This window comes from Nocardia wallacei (assembly GCF_029868745.1).
Lineage (GTDB): Bacteria > Actinomycetota > Actinomycetes > Mycobacteriales > Mycobacteriaceae > Nocardia > Nocardia wallacei_B.
Map to the genome: position 1 here is coordinate 1 of NZ_JARWOP010000177.1, position 25,673 is coordinate 25,673.

Sequence of the window (25,673 nt, forward strand, 5' to 3'; positions counted from 1 at the left end):
ATCCGAGTGCGTGCGCGGCCGTGGTGCGGGTGGCGCCGCGCGCGGCGTGGTGGGCCAGGCTCGCGATGTCGGCGGCGTCGGCGGTCCGGTCGGCCGCGCGCCGTTCCAGGAATTCGACGGCGCCCCAATGCATCCGGCGCCGTCGCAGGGTCGGGATGCCGTCGTAGACGGTGTCGCGGATCAGCGCGTGGTCCAGTTCGATCCGGCCGAAGGGGTCGAATCCGACCAGGCCCGCGGCGGCCGCCGTGTCGATGCCGTCGACCACCTCGCTCTCCTCGGCGCAGGCGAGTGCGGTCAGTGCGTCGAGGTCGATCGCGCGGCCCCACACCGCCAGGTGTTGCAGCACGGCGAGCGCGTCCGGGGGCAGCCGTTCGATCCGTTCGCTGAGTACTGCCCGGATGCTCTGCGGCAGGACCGGCGATTCTCCTTGCGCCGCCATGTATTTCGAGAGTTCCCGGACGAACAGCGGGTTACCGCCGGTGCGCCGGTGCAGCGAGTCCACGGTGTCGGAGTCCACCGCGACCAGGCCGGCGTCCCGGGCGATGGCCCGCGTCCCGGTCAGGTCCAGCCCGGCGAGTTCGAGGCGGGCGGCGACCCGGTCGGCCAGTGCCGCTTCCGTGGCGCGCAGCACCGGTGGCAGTTCGGGTCCGCGCGCGGTCACCACGACGAGTACCGGCTCGCGGTGCAGCCAGCTCACCAGTTGCCGCAGCACCTGCAGGCTGGCGGCGTCGCAGCGGTGCATGTCGTCCAGGACGATGACGACCGGTCCCTTGCCCGCCAGGTCGCGGCAGCGCCGGGCCACCGCCCGCACGACAGTGAACGGGTCGACCGGCGCGGCGACGTCCTCCGACAGCACCGACTCTCCGCCCAGTTCGGCCAGGATCTCGCGCCACATCCACGCCTCGGGCGCGCCGTCGACCTCCGGGGCCTTGGCGTAGGTGGCGAACCAGCCCGCATCGGCGAGGTCGGCCACCGCGGCGCAGACCAGGGTGGTCTTCCCCGCGCCGACGTCACCGAGGACCCACACCAGGCGCGCGCCCGACGCGCGGGCCTCCCCCGCCGCCGCCAGAATCGCGGTGTACTGGGCCGGGTAGCACACGCGATCCTCCGAGACCTCCTGCGCCGCACCGCTTTCCGGGTGCCCGGAGCGGGCGGTGGGCAGCGGCGGGGGCTGGGCGGGGACCGGTAGCACGGGGGCCGTGCGCGGTTCCTCCGGTGCGCGGTCGGGCACCACCGTGTGGTTCAGGAACGCCGACTCCAGTTCGGCGAGGCGGGGACCGGGGTCGATCCCGTACTCGGAGCGCAGATGTTCGCGGACCCGGCGCACCGTCGCCAGCGCTTCCACCTGCTGACCCTGCCGGTACTGGGCCAGGGCGAGCAGGCGGGCGCTCTCCTCGCGGCCCGGGAATTCCTCGACCTGACGCCGCAGCACCGCCACGACCTCGCCCACCCGGTCGAGCTCGAGGGCGGCCTGCGCGCGCATCTCGATCGCGGTGGCGCGCAGATCGGTCAGCCGCGCCGATTCCGCACCGGCCCACGAGGCGTCGGCGAACGATTCGAACGCCGCGCCGCGCCAGCACGACAATGCGGTGTCGAGCATTCGATAACGCTCCAGCGGACCGGGCGGCCCGGCCGGCGCGTGCACCCGATCCTCATATTCCTGGAGCAGTTCCTCGAACCGCCACGCGTCGACATTTCCGGAATCCAATCGCAGCGCATACCCGCTGCCCTCGGAGACCAGAATCCGGGCCGGTGTCCGGGGTCTTCGGGTCGGTTCCAGGATTCGGCGCAGATTGTGGATTTGCACCTGGAGTACCGAGGGGGCGTGCGGCGGCGGGGATCCCTCCCACACATCTTCGACCAACCGCTCCGCACCCAGTGATTTTCCCCCGGCCAGGACCAGCCTGCCGAGTATCGCTCGTTGCCTGCCCGCGCCGATGCGAGCGATCCGGCCACCCAGCAAGACCTGCAATGGACCGAACACTTGAACCTGTAGATCCGACATCATCACTCGACGCCCTCCGACTGTCGGGCTGGCAAAGCACGAATTATCTGCAAAGTCTTTCGGTAAATTACATCCGACTTCGCGCGGTGACAAATCCACCCTTGCCGAGATAGTCCAGCAAACACGCTGGGAGCCAACAACATCCGCGATTCACACGGGAATCTCCGCGAACCCGCAGCGGCCGCAGAGCCGATCCCCGGACGACCCCGGAATGAGCCTCCAGCAGCGCACACAGCGCCGCGGCGCGCCGCGTCCGGTAGCGATCACGCGTAATTGCGCAACGCTGTCGCGGTCACCGGCAGGCCATACTCCGGCCGCTATCCCACCGGGTACTCCGATGGTGAGCGAATGCCTGGCGCAGTCGGCCACCACCGAACAACGCCGGCAGTATGCGAGCGCTTGCCCCGGATCGCCGCGCGGCGGCGGTGGCGGATGAAAGAGCCCCGGCGCCGCCTCGCGGCAGGCCGCATCTTTTCGCCAGTTCACTCGATCGCCTCCTGCTCGTTCGACCGGACCGCACCGCGGCCCGGTCACCGTCCGGGCGATCGCCCGGAATTCCGACACTGTATTCATTAAAGCCCCGGATATCGCCCGCCAGATGAATTACGAAATGACAACGAATCAGGTCCGAAGTCGCCGGTAAGTAATATGGAATTGCAGCGGAAGAAATATGGAAGTCGCCGGTCGGACAATCCTTCGGAATATGTCTTCACAACCGTAGGAGTGCAACGACATGAATATTCCGATGACAGTGGAAGCGCACACCACACCGGCCGCGGACCCGGCGCCCGGCGCCGTGCTCGTCGGATTGCTCGCGGTGGCCGACCGCGTGATGGAACTCGCCGGCCAACTGCTGGCGCGACCAGCCCCCGGCGCCACGCCCGAGCCGCCCGAATTCGGCTGGTACCGCGACCGGGACGGCGATATCTGGCGGAAGACGCCGTCCGGCTGGCAGCTGCACCTGCAGCACGGCGCCCCCGCCGACGGCACCATCGCCTGGGGCTGGACCGACGGGCACGTCCGCGACTACGCGCCGTTCGTCCCCGTCGCCGCCCGCTGAACCGTCACGACACCCCGGAGCACCTCGTTTCCGCCGCCGATTTCCCCCGAACCGGAATTCGGCGGCGGAACGAGCGGAAGAAATACGCCCGCGTGGCGAGCCGAATCCAGGAGAGACATATGCCCGATTCATCCATTTCGACCGGAACGACGTTCCCGCAATTCGCATTCGCGCCCGTCGCGCGGCCGGAATTGTACGTCCGCCTCGACACCGCCCTCGCCGCGCGCGGCCGGGTCCTGCTGATCACCGCCCCGGCGGGCACCGGCAAGACGGTCCTCGTCACCCAGTGGGCCCGCGAGCACCTGTGCCGCACCCGGCCCGGACTCCGGATCGGCTGGGTCACCGCAACCCCCGGCGGCCCGCTGGCCCCGGCAGTCGCGGCGGCGCTGGGCGTCCACGCCGTGCCGACCGACGACACCGTCCGCGCCGACCCGGCCGCCGACGCCGCCCAGCTGACCGCCACCCTGCGCGCGGACTCCCGCCCGACCGTGCTGATCCTCGACGACGCCCACCTGACCGCCGGGCCCGCGGACCTCAGCTACCTGCGGCAACTGCTCACCGACGCGCCCCCGAATCTCACCACCGTCCTCGCCGCGCGCCACGCACCCGCCCTGCGCTGGCACACCGTGGAACTGCGGCAACGCATGATCCGCATGCACGCGGCCGATCTGGCGTTCGGCGAGGTACGTGCCGCGCAACTGTGCCGCGGACGCCACCACGACCTCTCGGACCCGGAACTGGCCATGCTGATGGGCCTGACCCGCGGCTGGCCCGCGCTGATCACCCTCGCCGCCGGACACCTCGCCGGGCACGCCGACACCGCGACCGCGCTCGCCGCGCTGGCCGAACCGCCCGCGTCGATCGCGGAATTCTTCACCGACGAGGTCCTCGCACCCCTGTCCGGCCCGCAGCGGCAGTTCGCCCGAATCACCAGTGTCCCAGGCGCTTTCACCGCCGGACTCGCCGAACAACTCACCGGCGACAGCGCCGTTCCCGTGCTGCGCGAACTGGTCCGCGCCGGTTTCCCCGCGACCCGGCACGCCCGCGACGGCGACCTCTGGTTCACCTACCACCCGCTGCTGCGCGCCCACCTGCTCACCGAGGCGCGCGACCACCACGACCTGCCCGCGCTGCATGTGCGCGCCGCCGACTGGTACCGCCGCGCGCGCATGCCGCAGTCGGCACTGCACCACCTGCTGCGCGTGCCGAGCTCCCCGCGGCTGCCCGGATTCCTGCGCGACACCGCGATGCGCATGGTGCTCGACGGGCACGGCCCGGCCCTGTTCCGGCAACTCGAGCACGGCGGCCCGATCCCGGCCGACGACCCGCTGCTGCACGCGCTGCGCGCGGTCGACGCGGTCGAACGCGACGACACCGCCGAGGCCGTCATCCGACTCGACCTGCTGCACCGCCGGCCCGCCGACACCGGCACCCTCGCCCCCGAAACCTGGATCCGGCTACTGACCGCCGCCGCGAGCGCGGGAGTCGCCCTGCGGACCGGCGTCGGACTCGCCGAATTCCGGCTGCCCGACCGCCTGCCCGCCACCGGGCAACCCGACCTCGACGCCTACGCGGCCGTCCGCTTCGGCACCGTCGCCCTCGCCCACGACGACCTGCGCACCGCCGAACAGCACCTGCGCCACGGCCTGGCCTTGGCCGACGCCGCGGGCAACGCGGCCCTGAGCGTCCGCGCCTCGGTGCGGCTCGCGATCGCCGCGGGCGTGCGCGGCGCCATCGCCCGCATGCACGACCACGCCGCGCACGCGGTCACCGTCGCCGCGCGCCACGGCCTCGGCGACCACCTCGAGGTGGACCGGGCCTGCACCCTCGCGGCATTCGCCGGATACCTGCGCGGCGAACCGGTCGAACCGCCGCCCGCGCGCACCGCCCCCGCCGCCGGCCGCGAACGGCACCTCGAGGTCGTCACCCGGCTGCTCGCCTTCGACACCGCCGAGGACCGGTACACCGCCGCCGAAGCGGTCCGGCGCAGCACCGTCGTCCTGCTGCGCCGGCCGCTGCCGCTGCCCACCGTCGCGGGGCGGCTCCTCCCGCACGTGGTGTCGGTGCTGCTCGGCGTCGCCGCCGTCCACTCCGCGCGACTGCTCGTGGATCAGGCCGCCACGGTGCTCGGCGACAGCCCCGACCTCACCCTCGCGCGCGCGGCCGTCGCGCTCGAACAGCACCCGGGCACCACACACACCCTGGTCGAGCCGCTGCTGACGACCTCCGGGACCACGCCGGGGATCGTCTCCGCATGGCTGCTCGCGGCCGCCGCGCACACCGCGCTCGGCAATCCGCCCCAGGCGCGCCGCGCGATCGCCGCCGCCGTGCACCACGCCGCACCGCAACGCCTGGTGCGGCCGTTCCTCGATGTGCCCGGCACCCGCGAACTCCTCGACGCGCACACCGGAACCTTCGGCCACGACAACGATTTCGCCGCCCTCGTGCGCCACCATCCCGCGCTCGCCCGCCGGCACCGGCCGCCGCGCCTGACGCCCACCGAGCGGACCGTGCTCGATCAGCTGCCGTCCGGGCGCACCGCGCAGCAGATCGCCGACGTCCTCGGTGTCTCGATCAACACCGTGAAGACCCACCTGCGCGGCATCCACGCCAAACTCGGCAGCAGCACCCGTGCCGACGCTCTCGACCTCGCCCGCCGCAGCGGGCTGTTGTGACCGGATCACCGCGCCCGCACCGACTGGACGTGCCAGGTCGCGACCGCCCAGATGACCACCACATCCAGCAGGATAACCAGGAACGACCAGGCCGGAAAGTACGGCAGGGACATGAAATTCGCGACGATCGACAGCGCCGCCACCACCATCGCCGCGATCCGCGCCCACCGCGTGCTGCTCATCAAACCGATACCGATCAGCACCAGAGTGATCCCGACGACGATGTGGATCCACCCCCACGCCGTGGTGTCGAACCGGTACATGTACTCGACACCCACGACGTACAGCTGGTCGGCGCCGACCGCGGAGATCCCTTGCAGGATGTCCAGCACGCCGACGGTCACCAGCAGTATCGTCGCCGCGAGCACGCCGCCGGGCAGCGCACCACCCTCCGCACTCGGCTCGAACTCCACCGACTCCAGCATGGCCAACCCCTTCCAGAACAGTGATGGGACGACCCAGGACACTGCCGCACCCCACCGGCGCCCGGCCTCCCCCGCGCCGGATGAACAACCGCGAAACCCCTTCTCGCCACCCGGAATTCATTCGCCGCGAACGAGGAACCCGCACCGGGCGAGCGGCACAGTCGTAGTCCGCCACACTCGGCGATCCGGGCCCGCCCGCTGCCACGGGCATACGACCGGTCCGCACCACGGACCCGCCCGCCGGGATCACCGACGAGGAATCCGCCCGCAACCCAGGAGGTTCGCGTGACCGACTACCCCCCGATCGCCGACCACGGACTGATCGGCGACCTGCACACCGCCGCACTGGTGACCGTCGACGGCACCGTCGACTGGTTCTGCAGCCCGCGCTTCGACTCGCCGAGCGTGTTCGCCGCGCTGCTCGACCACCGCCGCGGCGGGCACTGCCGGATCCGCCCCGCCCAGCGGCCGTTCCGCAGCAGCCAGATGTATTTCCCCGACACCGCCATCCTGATCACCCGCTTCAGCACCGACGTCGGCACCGGCGAGGTGATCGACTTCATGCCGCCCGCCGGCCGCGACACCACCGACGACCACCGGCTGGTGCGCATGCTGCGCTGCGTCCGCGGCCGGATCACCTTCGAGATCGACGTCGCGCCCCGCTTCGACTACGGCCGCCGCACTCACGTCACCACCACGACCGCCGACGGCGCGACCTTCGACGCCGGCGACCTCGGCCTGACCCTGCACGCGGTCCGCGAACCCGGCGACGCCCGGCTCGCGCAGGTGCAACTCACCGAGGACGGCGACCTGCACGGACTGCTGCCGCTCAGCGCCGGACAGGTCCGCGGCTTCGTCCTCGACACCGGCGCGCCGCAGCCGCCGCGCCCCGTCCGGGTGGCCGACATCGAGGAGGTCTTCGACGAGACCGTCCACTTCTGGCACACCTGGCTGGCCCGCTCCCACTACCGGGGCCGCTGGCGGGAAATGGTGCATCGCTCGGCCATCACCCTCAAACTGCTCACCTACGCACCGACCGGCGCCCTGATCGCCGCACCCACCGCGGGCCTGCCCGAACAGCTCGGCGGCGAACGCAACTGGGACTACCGCTACACCTGGATCCGCGACGCCTCCTTCTCCATCTCGTCACTGCTCGCACTCGGATTCACCGACGAGGCCGCCGAATTCGCGCAGTGGCTGCGCGCCCGCTACCGCGACACCGGCGAACCGCTGCAGATCATGTACCGCGTCGACGGCACCGCACAGCTGCGGGAGGAAATCCTCGACCACTTCGAGGGCTACCGCGAATCCAGCCCGGTGCGCATCGGCAACGACGCCTCCGGCCAGCGGCAACTCGACATCTACGGCGAACTGCTCGACAGCATCGACCAAGCCGACCGGCACGGCCTGCGCGTCGGCCACGACGGCTGGCAGTCGATCCTCGGCCTGCTGGCATGGCTCACCGAACACTGGGACGAGCCGGAGGAAGGCATCTGGGAGACCCGCGGCGGGCGCGCCGACTACACCTACGGCCGGGTGATGAGCTGGGTGGCGTTCGACCGCGCACTGCGCCTGGCCGACCGCCACAGCCTGCCCGGCCCCGTGGACCAGTGGCGGATACAGCGCGACCGGATCCACGACCAGCTGTGGTCGCGGGGCTGGAACTCGCGGCGGCACGCCTTCGTCCAGCACTACGACACCGAGGTGCTCGACTCGTCGCTGCTGCGGATGGTGCAGGTCGGATTCGTCGCGCCGCGCGATCCGCGGTGGCTGTCCACCCTGGCCGCGATGCGGCACGAACTGGTCACCGACAGCCTCGTCCACCGCTACGACCCCGAGGCCAGCCCGGACGGATTGCGCGGCACCGAGGGCACCTTCTCGCTGTGCAGCTTCACCTATGTCACCGCGCTGGCCCGGGCCGGGAACCTGGGGCAGGCCCGGCTGGTCTTCGAGAAGATGCTGACCTACGCCAACCACGTCGGCCTGTACGCCGAGGAGATCGCCCTCACCGGCGAGCAGCTCGGCAACTTCCCGCAGGCCTTCACCCATCTGGCTCTGATCGACGCCGCCCTCGCCCTCGACGCCGCCCTCGACGGCCCGGACGACGCCACCGCGCGGCCCGGGTCAGAACCAGGCAGCGGCGAACGCGTCGAGTTCGCCGCGGCCCGCATGCCGTAGCTCCGGGTGGATCACTAGGGCGTGCGCGGCCGCCGTCGTCGCGGCCAGCGCCCATCGGCGCAGCGAATTCGCCACCGGCGCACGGGAACTCACCGCGGCGACGAGGTCCTCCCGGGCGTGTTCCAGATGCCGGAGCCCGGTACACAACCGCAGGCCCGCGACTCGCCGGACGTGCGCCTGCCGTTGCGGGTCGTCGGCGAGCGCGCCCGCCAGCTGCGCGGCGACCTGCTCGGCCAACACCAGCACGCCGGGATCCATCGGGCCCGGCGGCAGCCAGGCCGAGGCGCGGGCGGCCAGCCGCACCGCCGGCGGCGGCCGGTACGGCACCACGCCGGTCGCCGCGGCCAGCCGCCGGAACAACGACGAATTGCGGTGTGTATCAACGCTTCCGGACAGCGGCCGGGCGGGACCCGACGCCGCGCCATGCTCCGGCAGCAGCGACAGCACCGACTGCGCGCACATGCCCGCGGTGAGTACCCGCACGAGTTCGCGGCGGCTCAGGCCGCGGCGTTGCGAGCGGTCCAGCCGCCACCACAGCCAGCTGCCGTACAGCGACAACCGGTGCCGGTGGAAGCGATCCAGCTCCGCCGCGGGAGCCCGGAATCCGGGAGACGGCAGGCTCACCAATCGGCACGCCGGTACACGCGCCATCGCGGTGACAGGGAGATGATCGTGGTCTCCGCTGGACATCGTTGTCCCTCACGCACTCTCGCCGGACGACCGGAACCGCACGCCGACCGGCGGGCCCGAATACAGACACGAGTGTGACCGCCGTCTCAGCGGAAGTCAACGCGCTATGGCCGCGGCGCGATCACGTCCACAGCAGCGCCACGAGGACATTCACGATCGCCAGACCACCCGCGGCGTCCGCCATCCACGCGACCACCTTGCCGCGCTTGGCATCCGCGTGCGCGACCTCGGCCAGGCCCGCGACCGCCACCGCGATCACCAGCTTCACGATCACCTTGGCCAGCACCAGATCCTTGTCCAGCGAGTCGATGCCGTCGGCCATGCCGACCAGGATCAGACCGGTGACGATCTGTGCCCGCGCGCCCCAGACCATCACCTCGTTCACCTTCGGCCGGGCCGACGCGTACCCGCCGATGACCGCGGCCAGGCCGAGCACGTGGGTCACGACCACCAGGTTGTAGACGAATGTCATGACTGCACAGCGTAGTTGATCGAACCCCCGTCAACGACACGCGGTAGTAGGAAAATCGCGGACCGTTCGGACGATGCGCCCGGACCCGTCTCGCCGTACCCCGATTGAATCGCCGCCGAGCGGGAAACCGGTGGGCGAAGGCGTGTCGCAACCACCTCGCGGAGGCCGTCCCGGCGGACGGACGGATGCGGCACATCTCGCTGCGATTACGCGTTTCACGTTCGCAACACTCGGGTAGTCCTCTCCAAGTGGCTCTCTCAAGTCCATGCCGCGCCCTCCCGGCGCGGGGGCGAAGTGGGTCGGGTTGTCGTGGGTCGCTTGGTGGATGGCTAGGAGAAGAGGGTGGCGGTTGTACTCGTGCTGCGCGCACGCGGGCTGGGTGATCTACTCACCGCGGTCCCGGCTCTCCGCGCGTTGCGCCGGGCCAGGCCACACGATCACATCGCGTTGGCCGCGCCGCATCGGCTGAAGCCGATCGTGGATCTCATCGCGTCCGTCGACGCGATGGTGCCGACCCCGGACCCGGAAAGCCTGCGCTACGACGGCGAGGCGCCCGCACTGGCGGTCAACCTGCACGGCGCCGGCACCGAAGGCATCGTGGAACTGGCCAAGACCAACCCCGCGCGCATCCTCACCTACCGCAATCCCGCCTTCCCCGAGCTGGCCGGACCGGCCTGGCAGCAGGACATGCACGACGTCGACCGCTGGTGCCATCTGCTGGAAGCCGACGGCATCGCCGCCGACCGCCGCAACCTCGGGCTCGTGCCGCCGGTGGCCACCACCAGTCACCGCGACTGCGTGGTCGTGCACATCGGCGCCGGTTCGCCCGCGCGGCGCTGGCCCCCGGAACGTTTCGCCGCCGTGGTCCGGCATCTGCTGGTGCAGGGCCGCGAGGTGGTGCTGACCGGCGACGAATTCGAACGCGAGATCGCGCTGAACATCGCCGCCCGCGCCGGGCTGCCGCACCGGCACGTCCTCGCCGGGCAGCAGAACCTCATCGAGCTGTCGGCCACCGTGGCCGAGGCCGCGCTGGTGGTCTGCGGCGACACCGGCGTCGCCCACCTCGCCACGGCCTTCGGCACCCGGACGGTCCTGCTGTTCGGGCCCACCGCCCCCAGCCACAGCGGCCCGCCACCGCACCTGCTGGGCCGCCACGTCGTGCTGTGGGCCGGTCGCACCGGCGACCACCACGCCGACACCCCCGACCCGGGCCTGCTCGAGATCAGCGTCGCCGAGGTGATCGACGCGCTCGACAAGCAACTACGCAAGCGCCCCTGGCCCGGCGCCGACACCGACCGTCCGGGCGCCGCCTACCGCCGCGTCGGATAGCGGTCGCCGGCTTCCGACAGCGCCGCCGAATAGGCCGCGAGCGCGCTCGGCCAGAACTGTTCCAGATAGTCGCGTGCGTCGGCCAGGCCGCGGGGATCCAGGGAATACAGCCGCCGGGTGCCGTGCGGGCGGACCATCACCAGCCGCGCCTCGCGCAGCACCCGCAGATGCTGCGACACCGCCGAGCTGCTGACGCCGACCGTCGCGGCCAGCTCCCCGACCGCGCGCGGCGACTGCGGCAACGCCTCGAAGATCGCTCGCCGGGTCGGATCCGCCAGGGCGACCAGGGCCCTGACTCCGTTAGTGGGCACTAAAACAGAGTGCTGGTTCCGGCACTGTCCGGTCAAGGCGGCGGCGTCGCCGATCCGCCCGGTCGCGGCGGCCTCACCTGCGGTCGTTATCGGACCGTGATAGATCAGCGGGGACTTTGCCGCGCTGTGACGGTCACGACAGGAGTGGGGAACCGCGCGCGATCTGTCGTAGGTTCCCAGCCATGCCCGTGACCGTTCCGTTACCTTTGCACCGGGTCCGGCGCGCTGCCCGGGCCGTCGCGCTCACCGCCGTCGTCGGCGCCTCGGCCGGGGCCTTCGCCGTCGTCGACAGCCACGGTGAGAGCTCGGCCGCGGGGCTGGCCGCCGTACAGCGCACCCTGCCGCCCGCGCCCGCCGCCGCGCCGATCCCGCAGGACCAGCCCGCCGCCGCACCACAACCGCCCGCGGAGTGGGCGATGGCCAAGGCCGCCATGGACACCCGGCCGCGCACCGTGCGCCCGGTGGCGGGCGCGCTCAGCTCGCTGTTCGGCATGCGGTGGGGCGCCCTGCACGCCGGGATCGACTTCGCCGAGCCGCTCGGCGCACCGATCGCCGCCGTCACCGACGGCGTGGTCATCGAGGCCGGGCCCGCGTCCGGTTTCGGCATGTGGGTGCGGGTCCAGCAGGACGACGGCACCGTCGGTGTCTACGGCCACGTCAACGACATCCTGGCCACGGTCGGGCAGCAGGTCCGCGCCGGGGACGTCATCGCCACCGTCGGCGATCGCGGCTTCTCCACCGGCCCGCACCTGCACTACGAGGTATGGACCCACGACCACGGCGAGAAGATCGATCCCATCCCCTGGCTCATCGCCCGCGGCATCGAACTCGGCGGTCTACAGGACTGACGCACCAGGCCGCAAGCCATGCTGCGGACACACCCGGGCACCGCTCCCCTGCCCAACCGTGCTGGCGGACAGCGACATTCGAGCCTCGCCGGAGAGTCCCGCAGCGGTAGGGCCGGGGAGCGAGTCCTCATACCCGGGTAGCGGGTGCGGACAGCACCCGCGGGGGACGTGGGCGCGGGGTCGTGATTTCTAGCGTCGGGGTATGGATTCCACCGCTGTTTTCGTTCCGCCCCTGCGGCGTTGGCATCGGCCGCTGCTCGTGGCCACCGGGATCATGGGTGTGCTGGCGGTGTTCTCGCTCGCGGCCATGGCCGTCGACGAGCGGCAGTTGCTCGGTGAGTCGGTGTGGCTGAAACCGTTCAAGTTCGGGCTGGCGTTCGCGCTCTACTCCGGGACGCTGGCATGGCTGTTGTCGTTGCCGCACAAGGGATCCCGGGCCACCTGGTGGATGGGCACGGTATTCGCGGTGACCGGATTCGTCGATGTCGGGTTCATCGTGTTGCAGGCCGCGCGCGGGACGTTCAGCCATTTCAACGCCGACCACACCGACCGCGTGAACGACATCGGGCAGCTGGTCTTCGCGTCCGGGGTGCCGGGGCTGTTCGTGGCGAATCTGATGATCGTGCTCGTACTCGCCTGGCAGCGGATCCTCGACCGCCCCACCACGCGCGCCATCCACGCCGGTCTGGCGCTCGCGGTCGCCGGCATGGCGCTGGGATACCTGATGGGATTCACCGGCGAGCAGACCGCCCGCGACGCCGGCGGTCACCCGGTCCCGCTCGCCGCCGGGCACACCGTGACCGATACCCCCGACCCGCTGCGCGACGGCGGCGACACCATGCCGATCACCCATTGGAGCACCACCGGCGGCGACCTGCGCGTCCCCCATTTCGCGGGTCTGCACGGGATCCAGGTGCTCCTCGCCGCGGCGGTCGCGCTGGCCTGGCTGGCGCGGCGGCACCCGTGGCTCACCGAACGGATCCGCGCCCGGCTCGTCGGCGTGCTCGCCATCGGCTACGCCGGGCTGCTCGCGGTCCTGCTGCGGCAAGCCCTGCACGCTCAACCGCTGCTGCACCCCGATCGGACCACCGCCCTCACCGCCGCCGCACTGGTCGCGCTCACCATCGCCGCAGGCCTGGTCATCACGCTGCGGGCGCACAGCGAGGCGCGCACCGGCACCGTGCTCCTTCATTCCGGGGAGATCACCGCGCAACCGGACCGCCTGCCGCTGCCGACGCGGTCGCGGTGACCCTCGCCCGCCACGCCGATCAGGCCGGTAGGTCCGAACCTTTCCTCGATTCGATCACCGCAGGCGCTCGGCGTCCTTGGTGAGGGCAACGAGAGTAGCGGCCAAATCGGCCAATTCGGCGGCGTCGGCGCCTTCGGCGACGGCCGTCGCGACGTCCTCGGCGGCGCAGCGGGCAGCGAACCAGCGGTCGGCGAGATCGGCGGCCTCCTGGGCGCTGAGGACCACCGAATCCTCCGGAATCCCGGTGCCCTCCAAGCCTTTCCGGTGCTCGTAGGCCCGCTGCCGGCAGGACTGGCGGCAGTACCGGCGCCGCCGCCCCACCTCCGATTCGGCGATCTCACGCCCGCACCACAGACAGGACATTCGGCGATCGGGGACATTACGACCTTGCCTGGGCGTACAAAGCACGCCGGACACGATAGCCGCGCGCGAGCCGAACGCAAACGACTCGCCGGGCCAACCCGCCACACGCCCGTACCACCCGCACCGGCGGCACGACGGCCGCTCGCGGCACCCCGATGACGTGGCGCGGGGGAAACTACTAGAATGTTGGGGTTGACCGTCGCCGGGAACTGAAGTATGCCGTCGCGCGTTCGTACAGATGTAGGAGCGTTGCCGACAGGCTAGAGAGGACCGCACACCATGGCAGATCGCGTACTCCGAGGCAGCCGGCTCGGAGCGGTGAGCTACGAGACCGACCGCGACCACGACCTGGCGCCGCGTCGGGTGGCGCGGTACCGGACCGACAACGGCGAGGAGTTCGATGTTCCCTTCGCCGACGACGCCGAGATCCCGCCCACCTGGCTGTGCCGTAACGGCCAGGAAGGCATCCTGATCGAGGGCACCACCCAGGAGCCCAAGAAGACCAAGCCCCCGCGCACCCACTGGGACATGCTGCTGGAGCGCCGGTCCAAGGATGAGCTGGAGGAGCTGTTGCAGGAGCGTCTGGAACTGCTCAAGACCCGCCGCGGGCGCTGAATTCCGCGACGAACGACCAATGCCCCCTCGATCTTTCGATCGAGGGGGCATTGTCGTACGGCGGGTCAGTGACTGGCGACCTTGCGGTACTGCAACAGCGCCAGCGGCACGGCCACCGCGAGGATGGCCAGCGAACAGGCGACCGCGTAGGCGACGCAATGCTCGGCGGGCCAGCCGTGCGGCGGCGTGAACGACGGCGGCGCGCCGTTGTCGAACAGCTCCCGGCCCGCGGCGGCCACCGCGGTGATCGGATTCCACGCCGCGATCGTGCGCAGCGGACCGGGCAGCGTCTCGCTCGAGATGAACGCCGAGGAGACGAAGGTCAGCGGGAACAGCCAGATCAGCCCCGCGCTCTGCGCCACCTCCACACTCGGTGACAGCAGACCGGTCAGCGCGCCCACCCACGACATCGCGAACGCGAAAAGCAGGATCACCCCGAAAGCCAGTGCGGCGTCCACGATTCCGCCGTGAATGCGCCACCCGACCACATAGCCGCAGCCGACCATCACCGCCAGCGCCAGCACGTTCACCATCAGATCGGACAGGGTGCGGCCCATCAGCACCGCCAGCCGCGACATGGGCAGCGTCCGCATCCGGTCGATGATGCCCTTCTGCAGATCGTTGGCCAGGCCGACGGTGGTGAACGCCGCGTTGAAGGCGACGGTCTGGGTGAAGATGCCCGCCAGCAGGAATTCGCGGTACTGGCCGCCGCCCAGCGACGCGCCGAAGATGTAGGCGAACAGGAACACGAACATCAGCGGCTGAATGGTCGCCGTCACCAGCAGCGTCGGCACGCGCAGGATCGTCACCAGGTTGCGGTAGGCGACGATCGCGCTGTCGCGGAACACCCGCACCGGCGCGGCGATATCGGCGACGCCCCGCTCGGGCGCCCGGTCGGCCTGTTCCGGCGTCGCCGACTCGGCTTGTCCCGCAATGGAATCCGCGTCGAGCTGGGCGGTCTTCACGACATGATCTCCTCTGCTACATCGTCTGTCTCGGATTCGGCGGCGGGCGCGGCGGGCGTGCCGGTCAGCGACAGGAACACGTCGTCGAGGGTGGGCCGGTGCACGTCCGCGTCGACCACGCACACCCCGGCGTCGTCGAGGCGGCGCAGCGCCTCGACCATGGTGCGGGAGCCCGCACCCACCACGATCGACACCTGCTCGCTGCCCGGCTCGTGCGCGGGCTCACCGACACCGATCTGGGCCAGCACCGACAGCGCCGGCTGCGGATCCTGACCGGCGGCCAGCGTCACCGTGAGCCGGTCACCGCCGATCGAGGTCTTCAGCTCGTCGGCGGAACCGCGCGCGATCACCCGACCGCGATCGATGACGGTGATGCGGTCGGCCAGCAGATCCGCTTCCTCCAGATACTGCGTGGTGAGCAGCACGGTCGTGCCGTCGTCGACGAGATCCCCGATGACCCGCCACATGTCCAGCCGTCCCCGGGGATCCAGGCCGGTGGTCGGCTCGTCCAGCACCACCACCGCCGGCCGCGCCACCAGCGCGCCCGCGAGATCCAGGCGCCGGGCCATGCCGCCGGAGTAGGTGCCCGCGCGGCGGTCCGCGGCATGATCGAGACCCAGCGCCGACAGCAGTTCGGTGGCGCGCACGGCCGCCTGCCGGTGCGACATGCCGTACAGGCGGGCCACCATGCGCAGGTTCTCGAAGCCGGACAGGTTCGCGTCGACCGCCGCGTACTGCCCCGACAGCCCGATCCGGGTGCGGGCGCGGGCCGGGTCGCGCAGCACGTCCACCCCCGCCACCCGCACGGTGCCCGCGCTCGGCGCGAGCAGCGTGGTCACGATCCGCACGGTCGTCGTCTTACCGGCCCCGTTGGGGCCGAGCAGGCCCATGACGGTGCCCGACGGTATGTCCATATCGATCCCGTCGAGGACGCGCACCCGGCCGTAGTACTTGACCAGGCCGCCGACCTCCACCGCCAGACTCATACCCGTTTCTCCTTCGCGTCGTCGGCTCGTGCGTCGTGCGGCGCCGCCCCGCCGCCGAAAGTGCTGCCGCCCAGTCGTTCCCGCAGCGCCGGGCCGATGATCGCGAGGGCCTCCGGGGTGGTCATCCCGGAGTGGCGGCAGCGCACCTTCAGGTCCTCGACCGTCCCGGTGACGAACGGCTGCCAGGCCTCGGCGCGGCGGGCCGGGTCGGCGCGGTTGATCTCGTCGTCGGCGGCGGTGAAGAACAGCAGGTCGCCGTCGAAGACCCGGGGCCGGAAGCCGTGCGCCAGCACCGCGCCGTTGGCGTACCCGTTGTAGAGGCGCTGCAGGTGGTCGACGGTGAGCGCCGCGAACGGGCCCGGCCGGTTGCGCAGCAGGTCGGCCGCGTCGCGCAGGGTGAGCCGCGGGTCGACCGCGTGGTCGCCGCCGAGCAGGTCGCTGCCGAACTCGCCGATGATGTCGGCGACGCCCGGGATGGCGTGCTCGAGGCACTCGTCCGACAGCCGGTAGCTGTCCATCATGGCCAGCAGCGCCACCCGCTCCCCCGCACTCTGCAACTGCACCGCCATCTCCTGGGCGATCAGGCCGCCCAGCGACCAGCCCAGTAAGTGGTACGGCCCCTGCGGCTGGACCGACCTGATCTGTGCCACATAGTGTTTCGCGGCCTCGACCAGCGAGTTGTGGTCGTCGCCGCCGCTGACGTGCGGCGCTTGCAAGCCGTACACCGGCCGGTCGGCGGGCAGGTGCGCGAGCAGACCCGAATAGCACCACGCCAGCCCGATCGCCGGATGCACGCAGAACAGCGGCGCCACACCGGAATCGGTGACCGGCCGGATCGGCAGCAGCGGCTCGAGCGCCAGCGCCAGGGCGTCGCCCGCCGAGGCCTCCAGCCGGCGCGCGACCGCCGCCGGTGTCGACTCGCCGAACATCACCTGCACCGGCAGTTCGATGCCCGCCGCCCGCATCTGCGCGACCACCTTGGTCGCCAGCAGCGAGTTGCCGCCGAGTTCGAAGAATCCGTCGTCGGCGCCCACGGTGTCCACCCCGAGCACGTCGGCGAACGCCTTGCACAGGGCCGCCTCGATCGCCGTGGCCGGCGCCCGGTACCCGGTGCGAGCACCGAAGACCGGCTCCGGCAGCGCGGCGCGGTCGAGCTTGCCGACCGGGGTGAGCGGCAGCCGGTCCAGCAGCATGATCGACTGCGGGACCATGTAATTCGGCACCAGCTCGGCGGCGTGCGCGTGCAGAGCGGCCGGGGTCGGCGTGCGGCCCGCGTACGGCTTGACGTAGGACACCAGCGCGGTCGCTCCGGCCGGAGTGCGGTGACCGAGTGTGGTGGCGAACTCGACGTCCGGGTGCCGGGACAGGGCCGCGTCGATCTCGCCGAGTTCGATGCGGAAGCCGCGGATCTTCACCTGGTGGTCGGTGCGGCCGACGTATTCCAGCTCCCGATGCCCGTCGCGGTCGGTCCACCGGACCAGGTCGCCGGTGCGGTACATGCGTTCGCCCGGCTTGCCGAACGGGTTGGCCACGAACCGCTGCGCGGTCAGGCCCGGCCGCCGCAGGTAGCCGCGGGCCAGCGCCGGACCGGCCAGATACAGCTCGCCGGTGACGCCGGCCGGCGCCGGGTGCAGGCGGGAATCCAGCACCGCCGCGTGCACGCCCCGGATCGGCCCGCCGATGGTGATGGGCCCGCCGGGCGTCATCGGCTGCGAGATGACGGTGACGATGGTGGTCTCCGTCGGGCCGTAGACGTTGTGCAGGTTGCGGCCCGGCGCCCACCGGGTCACCAGATCCGGCGGCAGGGCCTCGCCGCCGACCAGCACGTGCCGCAGGTCGGTGACTCCGGCCGGGTCGGCCGTGCCCAGGGCGGAGGTGGTGATGAACGCGTGGGTGATGCGTTCCTCGGTCAGTACCCGGGTCAGGTCGGCGCCGCCGTACACGCCGGGCGGGGTGATCACCACGGTCGCGGCGCCGCCCAGCGCGAACAGCAGGTCCAGCATCGCCGCGTCGAAACTCGGCGTGGCGAAGTGCAGGATGCGGCAACCGGGCCGCACGTCGAAGCGCTGCGCGGTCTCGGCGGCGAAGTTGGACAGGCCGCCGTGGGTGACGACCACACCCTTGGGGACGCCGGTCGACCCGGAGGTGTAGATGACGTACGCCGGATTGTCGGTGCGCAGCACGCCGAGTCGCTCGTCCGCCGTGATCGGCGCGTCCGAGGCGCGCAGCACCCGCCGCCGGAACGCCGGGGCGTCGAGCACCGTCCACCGCGTGCCGTCGGGCATCCGCTCCCGGTGCGCCGACAGCGTGATGCCCAGCGCCGCACCGGAATCGGTGAGCATGTGGCGGATGCGGTGCTCCGGGTAGTTCGGGTCGACCGGCACGAACGCCGCGCCCGCCTTGGCGACGGCCAGGGTGACCGCCACCGACTCCGCGGAGCGCGGAATGCCCAGGGCCACCAGCGTTTCCGGCCCGACGCCCAGTCCGATGAGCACCCGGGCGAGCCGGTTGGTCCACCGATCGAGGGCGTCGTAGGTGATCTGCGTGTCGCCCGCCCGCACGGCCACCGACCGGCGGTTGGCCGCGACGGCCGCGTCGAAGACCTCCGGGAAGGTGCGGGGACGATCGGCGGCCGGGCCGCGCACCGGCGCCAGGCCGGACCACTCCGCGGCGTCGAGCAGTTCCAGATCACCCACGGGCAGTGCCGGATTGGCGGCCGCGGCGGTCAGCAGCCGCGCGAACCTGCGGCCCAGCGCGGCGCCCGTCGCGTCGTCGAACAGGTCGCGGGCGAAGTTCACCGAGACCGTGATGCCGCCCGGCTCCCGCTCGCCCGCCGCTGCCCCGGACCGCCACGATTCGGTGAGGGTGAACTGCAGATCGAATTTGGCGATGCCCGGGTCGGCGTCGGCGGCCTCGATGCGCAGGCCGGGCAGTTCCAGCACGCGCACCGGCTGGTTCCGCACCGACAGCATGACCTGGAACATCGGGTGATGCGATTGTGAGCGAGCCGGATTGAGCACCTCCACCAGCCGCTCGAACGGCACGTCGGCGTGCGCGAACGCCTCCAGGTCGGTGTCGCGCACCGCGTGCAGCAGGTCGGTGAACGAGGCGCCGCCGTCGATGCGGGTGCGCAGCACCAGGGTGCCCACGAACATGCCGACCATCGGATCCAGCGCGGGGTGACCGCGCCCGGCGATGGGGGTGCCGACGGCGATGTCGTCGACCGCGGTCAGCCGGTGCAGCAGGGTCGCCAGCGCCGCGTGCAGCACCATGAACATGGTGACGCCGTGCTGCCCGGCCACCGCGTGCAGTTCCCGGTGCGTCCGTGCGTCGATCTCGCACTCGACCGTGCCCCCGCGATAGGTGGGGACGGGCGGCCGGGGACGGTCGGCGGGCACGCTCAGCAGTTCGGGCAGTCCGTCGAGGGTGCGGCGCCAGTAGTCGAGCTGGCGGCTCGCCGTCGAGTCGGGGTCGTCCTCGCTGCCGAGCGTATCGCCTTGCCACAGTGTGTAATCCGCGTACTGGACCGGCAGTTCCGCCCACTGCGGCGGCGTGCCCGCGGCGTGCGCGCGGTAGGCGGTGGCGACGTCGGCGGCCAGCGGTTCCAGCGACCAGCCGTCCATGGCGATGTGATGGACGACCAGCACCAGGACGTGGTCGTCGGCGGCGAGGCGCAGCAGTTCCGCCCGTACCGGGACCGTGGTCGCGAGGTCGAATCCGGCCGCGGCGAAACGCCGGACCTCGGCCGCCACGTCCGCCTCGGCGATCGCGGTGACGGGCAGCGGCGCGGCCGCCGCGGCCGGGTCGAGGACTCGCTGGAACGGCTCGCCCTCGAGTTCGGGGAACACGGTGCGCAGAGTCTCGTGCCGCCGCTGCACCGCGTGCAGTGCGGCCTCGAGCGCCCCGCTGTCGAGCGCGCCGCGCAGCCGCAGCGCCACGGGAACGTTGTAGACGCCCGCGATCTCGTCGCCGCCGGAGGCGTTGAACCGCTCGAGGAACCACAGCCGCCGCTGCGCCGCCGACAGCGGCACTCGCTGCGGCCGGGCGCGCCGGGCCAGTTCGGGTGTGCCGTCCGCGCCGGCGCCGCTGTCCAGCCGGGCCGCCAGCGCCGCCACGGTCGGGGTGGCGAACACCGCGCGGACCTCCAGCCGCGTCCCGGTGGCCGCGGCCAGCCGCGCCACCAGCTGGGTCGCGAGCAGCGAGTTGCCGCCGACCTCGAAGAAATTGTCGTCCGCGCCGACCGATTCGGCGCCGACCAGCTCCGCCACCACCCGGGCGACCATGCGTTCGGTGCCGGTCGCCGGTTCGCGGGACGCGGTGCCCAGCAGCCGCGGTGACGGCAGGGCGGCGCGGTCCAGTTTGCCGACCGGGGTGAGCGGGATGGTGTCGAGCACGGTGAGACTGCTCGGAACCATATGCGCGGGAAGGCGTTCCGCGACGTGCTCGCGGATCCGGTCGAGGTCCAGCGCGGCGGCGTCGACCGGCTGCACGAACGACACGATCCGGTCGGTGCCCGCGATCTCGCGAACCTCGGTGTGCGCGAACCGGATCGCGGGATGCCCGGTGAGCACCTCGCTGATCTCGCCCAGTTCGATCCGGAAGCCGCGCATCTTGACCTGGTGATCGGTGCGGCCGAGATACACGATCTCGCCGCGCTCGTTCCAGCGCACCACGTCGCCGGTGCGGTACACGCGGGCGCCCTCGGGTCCGTAGGGGTCGGCGACGAAACGCGCGGCGGTGAGCCCGAACCGGTCGAAGTAGCCGCGGGCCAGCGCCTGGCCGCCCAGATACAACTCACCCGGCACACTCACCGGCACCGGCCGCAGCCGTTCGTCGAGCACCAGCGCGCGGGCGCCCCGGAACAGGGTGCCGATCGTGATCGGCTCGCCCGCGCGCAGCGGGTCGGTCGCGGTGATGACCACGGTGGTCTCGGTCGGGCCGTAGCCGTTGCGCATCGAGCGGCCGGGCGCCCAGCGCGACACCAGTTCCGCGCTCAGCGCCTCGCCGCCGACCACGAGCGACTTCAGGTGCGGCAGCGGCCAGCGCTCGTGGTCGATGGTGGCCAGCGCGGCGGGGGTCAGGAAGGTGTGGCTGACCCGTTCGCGGTCCATCAGTTCGGCCAGCTCGTCGCCGCCGTAGACGTCGGGCGGGCAGATGATCATGGTGGCGCCCGACCCGACGGCCAGCAGCAGGTCGAAGATCGCCGCGTCGAAACTGGGGGTGGCGAAATGCAATGTGCGCGAATCGCGTTCGACGCGCATCCGGTCGCGGACCTCATCGGCGAAATTGGACAGCCCGGCGTGGGTGACGGCCACGCCCTTCGGCCTGCCGGTGGATCCGGAGGTGTAGACCAGGTACGCCAGATCGGAGGTCCAGACCGTGCGGACGCGGTCGGCGTCGGTGACGGTGGCCGGATCCTGGCGCTCGATCTCGGCCATCATGTCCGGATCGTCGAGCAGCAGCCAGTGGGTGTCGCGCCCGCCCGCCGCGGCCGCCCGCAGCCGGTCCCGGTGCGTGGCCAGGGTGATGCCGGTCGCGCAGCCGGAGTCGGTCAGCATGTGCCGGACCCGGTCGGTCGGGTAGTTCGGGTCCACCGGGACGAACGCCGCGCCCGACTTCGCCACCGCCACCATCGTCACCACCGACTCGATGGACCGGGTCAGGCCCATCGCCACCCGGTCACCGGCGCCGAGGCCTCGCCCGATCAGCGCCCGCGCCAGGCGATTCGAGTACTGGTCGACCTCCGCGTAGGTGAGTTCGACCTCGCCGAAGCGCAGGGCGACGCGGTGCGGGTGCAGGTGCGCGGTGGCGGTGAAGTAGTTCGCCAGGCTGCACTGCGGGGTCGGCACCGGCCCGTACGCGGGGGTGAGCAGTGTGCGCTCGCGCTCGGTGCGGGCGTCGACATCGCGCACCCGGATCCGCGGATCCGCGGCCACGGCGGCCAGCACCATGGCGAACCGGTCGGCCAGGGTGCGTACCGTCTCCGCGTCGAAAAGTTCTGCGGCGTAGACGAATTCGAACGCCCGGTCCGGTGTGTCGGTATCGGGCCGCACCCGCAGCTCCAGATCGAACTTGGCGGTGGCGATGTCGAGTTCCTCGGCGTGCAACCGCAGGCCCGGCAGTTCCAGTGCCGGAACCCTGTCGTCCTCCACGGTGAGCGCGACCTGCAGCAGCGGGCGCAGGGCGCCGGCGCCGTGCCCCAATTCCTGCACGATGCGTTCGAAGGGCAGCTCGGCGTGCGCCATCGCCGCCAGTTCGCCGTCGCGATCCACCCGCAGCTGTTCGAGGAAGTCACGGTCCGGGTCGACGTCCGAGCGCAGCATCAGCGTGTTGACGAACATGCCGACCAGGTCGTCGAGCTGGGGGTCGGTGCGTCCGGCGACCGGGGTGCCGATGACGATGTCGCGGCTGCCGGTGGTGCGGCGCAGCAGGACGGCCAGCGCCGAGCGCAGCACCATGAACAGGCTGACGCCCTGGCCGCGGGCGAGTTCCTCCAGCGCGCGCTGCAGGTCGCCGGGCACCTCGAATCGGATCGTCCCGGCGCGCTGCGTGGGCTGGGCCGGGCGCGGACGGTCGTAGGGCAGCGGCAGCTCCTCCGGCAGGTCCGCCAGCGTCTCTCGCCAGAACCACAGTTGGGCGGCGGCGGAGCTGGTCGGGTCGGATTCGTCGCCGAGGCAATCCCGTTGCCACAGGCTGAAATCGGCGTATTGGACGGGCAGCGGCGGCCAAGCCGGAGCGACGCCGCCGCGGCGGGCGGTGTAGGCGACGGCCAGGTCCCGGGTCAGCGGGATCAGCGACCAGCCGTCGGCGGCGATGTGGTGCAGCACGATGCCGAGCAGGTGGCGGCGCGGGCCCGTGCGCAGCAGCGTGGCCCGCAGCGGGATCTCGCGGGTCAGGTCGAATCCGCGTTGTGCCAGCTCGCGCAGCGCCGTGTCGGCGCCCGGCTCGTCGGTGGTGATCGAGTCCAGCGCCGGCAGGCACCGGTCGAGTTCCAGGACGCGCTGGTACGCGCCGGTTCCCGCGGGTGTGGCCGAGTCCTCGGGGAAGACCGTGCGCAGCACCTCATGCCGGACCATCAGGTCGCCCACCGCCGCGCGCAACGCGCCCACGTCGGGTTCGCCGTCGATGCGAAGCACGAAAGCGATGTTGTAGGCGCTGGATTCGGGCGCGTAGCGGTTGAGGAACCAGACCCGCTGCTGCGGCAGCGACAGCGGCACCCGGTCCGGGCGCGGCGTCCGCACCGCCAGCGGCGTCCGGCGGGTGCGCGGGGCCCGCGCCAGCTGCGCGGCGACGCCCGCGACCGTCGGCGCCTCGAAGATCACCCGCACCGGCAGGTCGACGCCGAACTCCGCGTGCAGCGCCGCGGTCAGGCGGGTGGCCAGCAACGAGTTGCCGCCCGCGTCGAAGAAGCTGTCTTCGGCGCCGGGCATCGGATGCCCCAGCACCGTCGCGAACACGTCGGCGACGCGGCGTTCGAGGTCGGTGCCCGGCGCCCGCGACGGGCCCGCGGTGGTGAATTCCGGTTCGGGCAGCGCCTTGCGGTCCAGCTTGCCCGACGGGCCGATCGGCACCTGGTCGAGAACCGTGATCGCGGCCGGCACCATATAGCCGGGCAGCCGCTGCCGCGCGGTCTCCAGCACCGCGGCCGGGTCGAGCGTGCCGTCGGCGGTGAGATACGAAGCGAGACGGGCGTTTCCGTGCTCGCCGTGGTGGACGACGGTGAGCGCGAACCGCACCCCGGGGTGCGCACGCAGCACGTGGTCGATCTCGCGCAGTTCGATACGGAAGCCGCGGATCTTCACCTGGTCGTCGGCGCGGCCGAGGAAGCGCAGCTGGCCGGTCCGGTCGGCGACCACCAGGTCGCCGGTGCGGTACATGCGCTCTCCACGGCGGCCGTGCGGGTTGGCGAGGAAACGCTGCGCGGTCAGTCCGCGGCGCCCGAGGTAGCCGCGGGCCAGGCCCGGGCCGGACAGATACAGCTCGCCGGGGATGCCGGGCGGCACCGGGTGCAGGCGGGCGTCGAGCACGAACAGCCGCATGCCGCGCACCGGCAGGCCGATCGGGACGGCGGCGTCCGCGGACATCGGGCCGGTCGCGGTGGCCGCGACGGTGGCCTCGGACGGGCCGTACATATTGTGCATGCGGTGCCCGGCGGTCCAGGTCCGCACCAGTTCCTCCGGGCAGGCGTCGCCGCCGACGATGACCGCCTGCAACTCGTCGAGGCCCTCGGGCGGGACTGTGGCCAGCGCGGCCGGGGTGATGAAGGCGTGCGTCACCCGCTCCGCGCGCAGCAGCCGCGCCAGTTCCGCGCCGCCGTACAGGCCCGCGGGCGCGACGACGACGGTGGCCCCGGCGGCGAAGCCGAGCAGCAGTTCCAGCACCGAGGCGTCGAACGACGGCGACGAGAAGTGCAGTGTGCGTGCGGAATCGGTGACCCCGAACAGGTGCATCTGCTCGTGGGCGAGCGAGGCCAGCCCGGCGTGCGTCACCACCACCGCCTTGGGTGTGCCCGTCGACCCGGAGGTGTAGATGAGGTAGGCCGGGTGCGTGACGCGCAGCGGGTGATACCGGTCGGCATCGGTGACCGGGGTGGCCGGGCACCGGTCGACCGCGGCCGCCAGCTCCGGCGAGTCCAGCAGCAGCCAGTCCACGTACTGCTTGCGGTGCCGGCCGCGGCGCACCGGCCAATCCGGCATGGCGGCAACGCATTCGGCGTCGGTCAGGCCGAGCATGGCGCCGGAGTCGGCGAGCATGTGCGCGATCCGGTCGGTGGGGTAGCCGGGGTCGACCGGCACGTAGGCCGCGCCGGTCTTGGCGACCGCCCAGACGGCGGTGATCGCGTCCAGCCCGCGCGGCAGCGCGATCGCCACCACCATCTCCGGGCCGGCGCCGTTCTCGATCAGCACCCGCGCCAGCCGGTTCGATGCCTCGTCCAGTTCCCGGTAGGTGGTGTCGCGGCCGAGGTGACGCACGGCCACCGCGTCGGGCAGCCGCTCGGCGGTCTCGGTGAGCAGCCGCGCCAGCGTGATCGGCGGCACGCCGGGCGCGCCCTGGATCGGCACCAGCTTGCCGTGCTCGCGGGCGTCGAGGAGGGCCAGATCGCCCACCGGGACCTCGGGCGCGGCCACCGCGGCGGTGATCAGCCGGACGAACCGCCGGGCCAGCGCCGAGACCGTGTCCGCGTCGAAAACATCGGTGGCGTAACCGAATTCGGCGGTCAGCGGGCCGTCGTCGCCCGCGGGCTCGTGCACGGTCAGTTGCAGATCGAATTTGGCGACCGAGATGTCCATCGGCAGCACCCGAGCCGCGACGCCGGGCAGATCGATGCGCAGCTCCGGGGTCTTCTCGTAGGAGAGCATGACCTGGAACAGCGGGTGGCGGCCGGCGTCGCGCGCCGGGTTCACCACCACGCCCCGCCGCGCGAACGGCACGTCCGAATTGGAGAAGGCGGCCAGGTCGGTTTCGCGGACCCGGTAGCGCAATCGGTCGAAACAAGCGGCCG

At 72.0% G+C, this 25,673-nt stretch carries 17 protein-coding genes; 7 read left to right on the forward strand and 10 right to left on the reverse strand.

Annotation, left to right across the window (positions count from 1 at the left end):
* Together QH470_RS14810 and QH470_RS38220 are read right to left on the reverse strand one after the other, a co-directional pair.
* Positions 1–2,008, reverse strand: a 2,008-nt coding sequence (locus tag QH470_RS14810) for an ATP-binding protein (RefSeq protein WP_280272932.1), incomplete at its 3' end; no start/stop codon positions are given.
* A 147-nt stretch (positions 2,009–2,155) separates the two neighbouring features.
* A complete protein-coding gene (locus QH470_RS38220) occupies positions 2,156–2,578 on the reverse strand; it encodes a WhiB family transcriptional regulator (RefSeq protein ID WP_425302669.1) in 423 nt (140 codons plus the stop codon).
* 160 nt (positions 2,579–2,738) lie between these two features.
* Between QH470_RS38220 and QH470_RS14815 the strand changes: the two genes are divergently transcribed.
* Positions 2,739–3,065, forward strand: coding sequence for a hypothetical protein (locus QH470_RS14815; RefSeq protein ID WP_280272933.1), 327 nt, complete (start codon positions 2,739–2,741; stop codon positions 3,063–3,065).
* 119 nt (positions 3,066–3,184) lie between these two features.
* Positions 3,185–5,740, forward strand: coding sequence for a winged helix-turn-helix domain-containing protein (locus QH470_RS14820; RefSeq protein WP_280272934.1), 2,556 nt, complete (start codon positions 3,185–3,187; stop codon positions 5,738–5,740).
* Between the two features lie 5 nt (positions 5,741–5,745).
* Here the strand turns inward: QH470_RS14820 and QH470_RS14825 are convergent, their stop codons facing one another.
* Positions 5,746–6,165 (reverse strand): DUF7144 family membrane protein, encoded by a 420-nt coding sequence (locus QH470_RS14825; protein ID WP_280272944.1) that lies wholly within the window; start codon positions 6,163–6,165, stop codon positions 5,746–5,748.
* Between the two features lie 285 nt (positions 6,166–6,450).
* On the opposite strand from QH470_RS14825, the gene QH470_RS14830 reads away from it, so the two are divergent.
* A complete protein-coding gene (locus QH470_RS14830; protein WP_280272935.1) occupies positions 6,451–8,343 on the forward strand; it encodes a glycoside hydrolase family 15 protein in 1,893 nt (630 codons plus the stop codon).
* On the opposite strand, the gene QH470_RS14835 is transcribed toward QH470_RS14830, so the two are convergent.
* Both QH470_RS14835 and QH470_RS14840 read right to left on the reverse strand, forming a co-directional pair.
* Positions 8,290–8,994: a diiron oxygenase gene (locus tag QH470_RS14835; protein WP_280272936.1), complete on the reverse strand. Its 705-nt coding sequence runs from the start codon at positions 8,992–8,994 to the stop codon at positions 8,290–8,292. The genes QH470_RS14830 and QH470_RS14835 overlap by 54 nt on opposite strands.
* 160 nt (positions 8,995–9,154) lie before the next feature.
* Positions 9,155–9,505 carry a hypothetical protein gene (locus QH470_RS14840; protein ID WP_280272937.1) on the reverse strand — a complete coding sequence of 117 codons (351 nt, stop codon included), beginning with the start codon at positions 9,503–9,505 and terminating at the stop codon, positions 9,155–9,157.
* A 342-nt stretch (positions 9,506–9,847) separates the two neighbouring features.
* Between QH470_RS14840 and QH470_RS14845 the strand changes: the two genes are divergently transcribed.
* Positions 9,848–10,834, forward strand: coding sequence for a glycosyltransferase family 9 protein (locus QH470_RS14845; protein ID WP_280272938.1), 987 nt, complete (start codon positions 9,848–9,850; stop codon positions 10,832–10,834).
* On the opposite strand, the gene QH470_RS14850 is transcribed toward QH470_RS14845, so the two are convergent.
* Complete coding sequence (locus QH470_RS14850; RefSeq protein ID WP_280272939.1) at positions 10,816–11,145, reverse strand: ArsR/SmtB family transcription factor; 330 nt, start codon at positions 11,143–11,145, stop codon at positions 10,816–10,818. The two genes, QH470_RS14845 and QH470_RS14850, sit on opposite strands and share 19 nt — an antisense overlap.
* Before the next feature lie 182 nt (positions 11,146–11,327).
* On the opposite strand from QH470_RS14850, the gene QH470_RS38225 reads away from it, so the two are divergent.
* Together QH470_RS38225 and QH470_RS14860 are read left to right on the forward strand one after the other, a co-directional pair.
* Entirely contained in the window at positions 11,328–11,993 is a 666-nt protein-coding gene (locus QH470_RS38225) for a M23 family metallopeptidase (protein WP_425302670.1), read from the forward strand.
* 202 nt (positions 11,994–12,195) lie between these two features.
* The gene (locus QH470_RS14860; RefSeq protein ID WP_280272940.1) at positions 12,196–13,242 is read left to right on the forward strand and encodes a hypothetical protein; all 1,047 of its coding nucleotides are present in this window, start codon (positions 12,196–12,198) and stop codon (positions 13,240–13,242) included.
* A 54-nt stretch (positions 13,243–13,296) separates the two neighbouring features.
* Here the strand turns inward: QH470_RS14860 and QH470_RS14865 are convergent, their stop codons facing one another.
* Positions 13,297–13,605 (reverse strand): hypothetical protein, encoded by a 309-nt coding sequence (locus QH470_RS14865; protein ID WP_280272941.1) that lies wholly within the window; start codon positions 13,603–13,605, stop codon positions 13,297–13,299.
* Between the two features lie 279 nt (positions 13,606–13,884).
* Between QH470_RS14865 and QH470_RS14870 the strand changes: the two genes are divergently transcribed.
* Entirely contained in the window at positions 13,885–14,220 is a 336-nt protein-coding gene (locus tag QH470_RS14870; RefSeq protein WP_187688593.1) for an RNA polymerase-binding protein RbpA, read from the forward strand.
* Between the two features lie 65 nt (positions 14,221–14,285).
* Here the strand turns inward: QH470_RS14870 and QH470_RS14875 are convergent, their stop codons facing one another.
* From QH470_RS14875 to QH470_RS14885, 3 genes are all read right to left on the reverse strand, one after another.
* Complete coding sequence (locus tag QH470_RS14875) at positions 14,286–15,068, reverse strand: ABC transporter permease (protein WP_280272945.1); 783 nt, start codon at positions 15,066–15,068, stop codon at positions 14,286–14,288.
* Between the two features lie 113 nt (positions 15,069–15,181).
* Positions 15,182–16,171, reverse strand: coding sequence for an ATP-binding cassette domain-containing protein (locus QH470_RS14880; RefSeq protein ID WP_280272942.1), 990 nt, complete (start codon positions 16,169–16,171; stop codon positions 15,182–15,184).
* Complete coding sequence (locus QH470_RS14885; protein WP_280272943.1) at positions 16,168–25,653, reverse strand: non-ribosomal peptide synthetase; 9,486 nt, start codon at positions 25,651–25,653, stop codon at positions 16,168–16,170. Before QH470_RS14885 ends, QH470_RS14880 begins: the two co-directional genes overlap by 4 nt.
* Between the last annotated feature and the right edge of the window lie 20 nt (positions 25,654–25,673).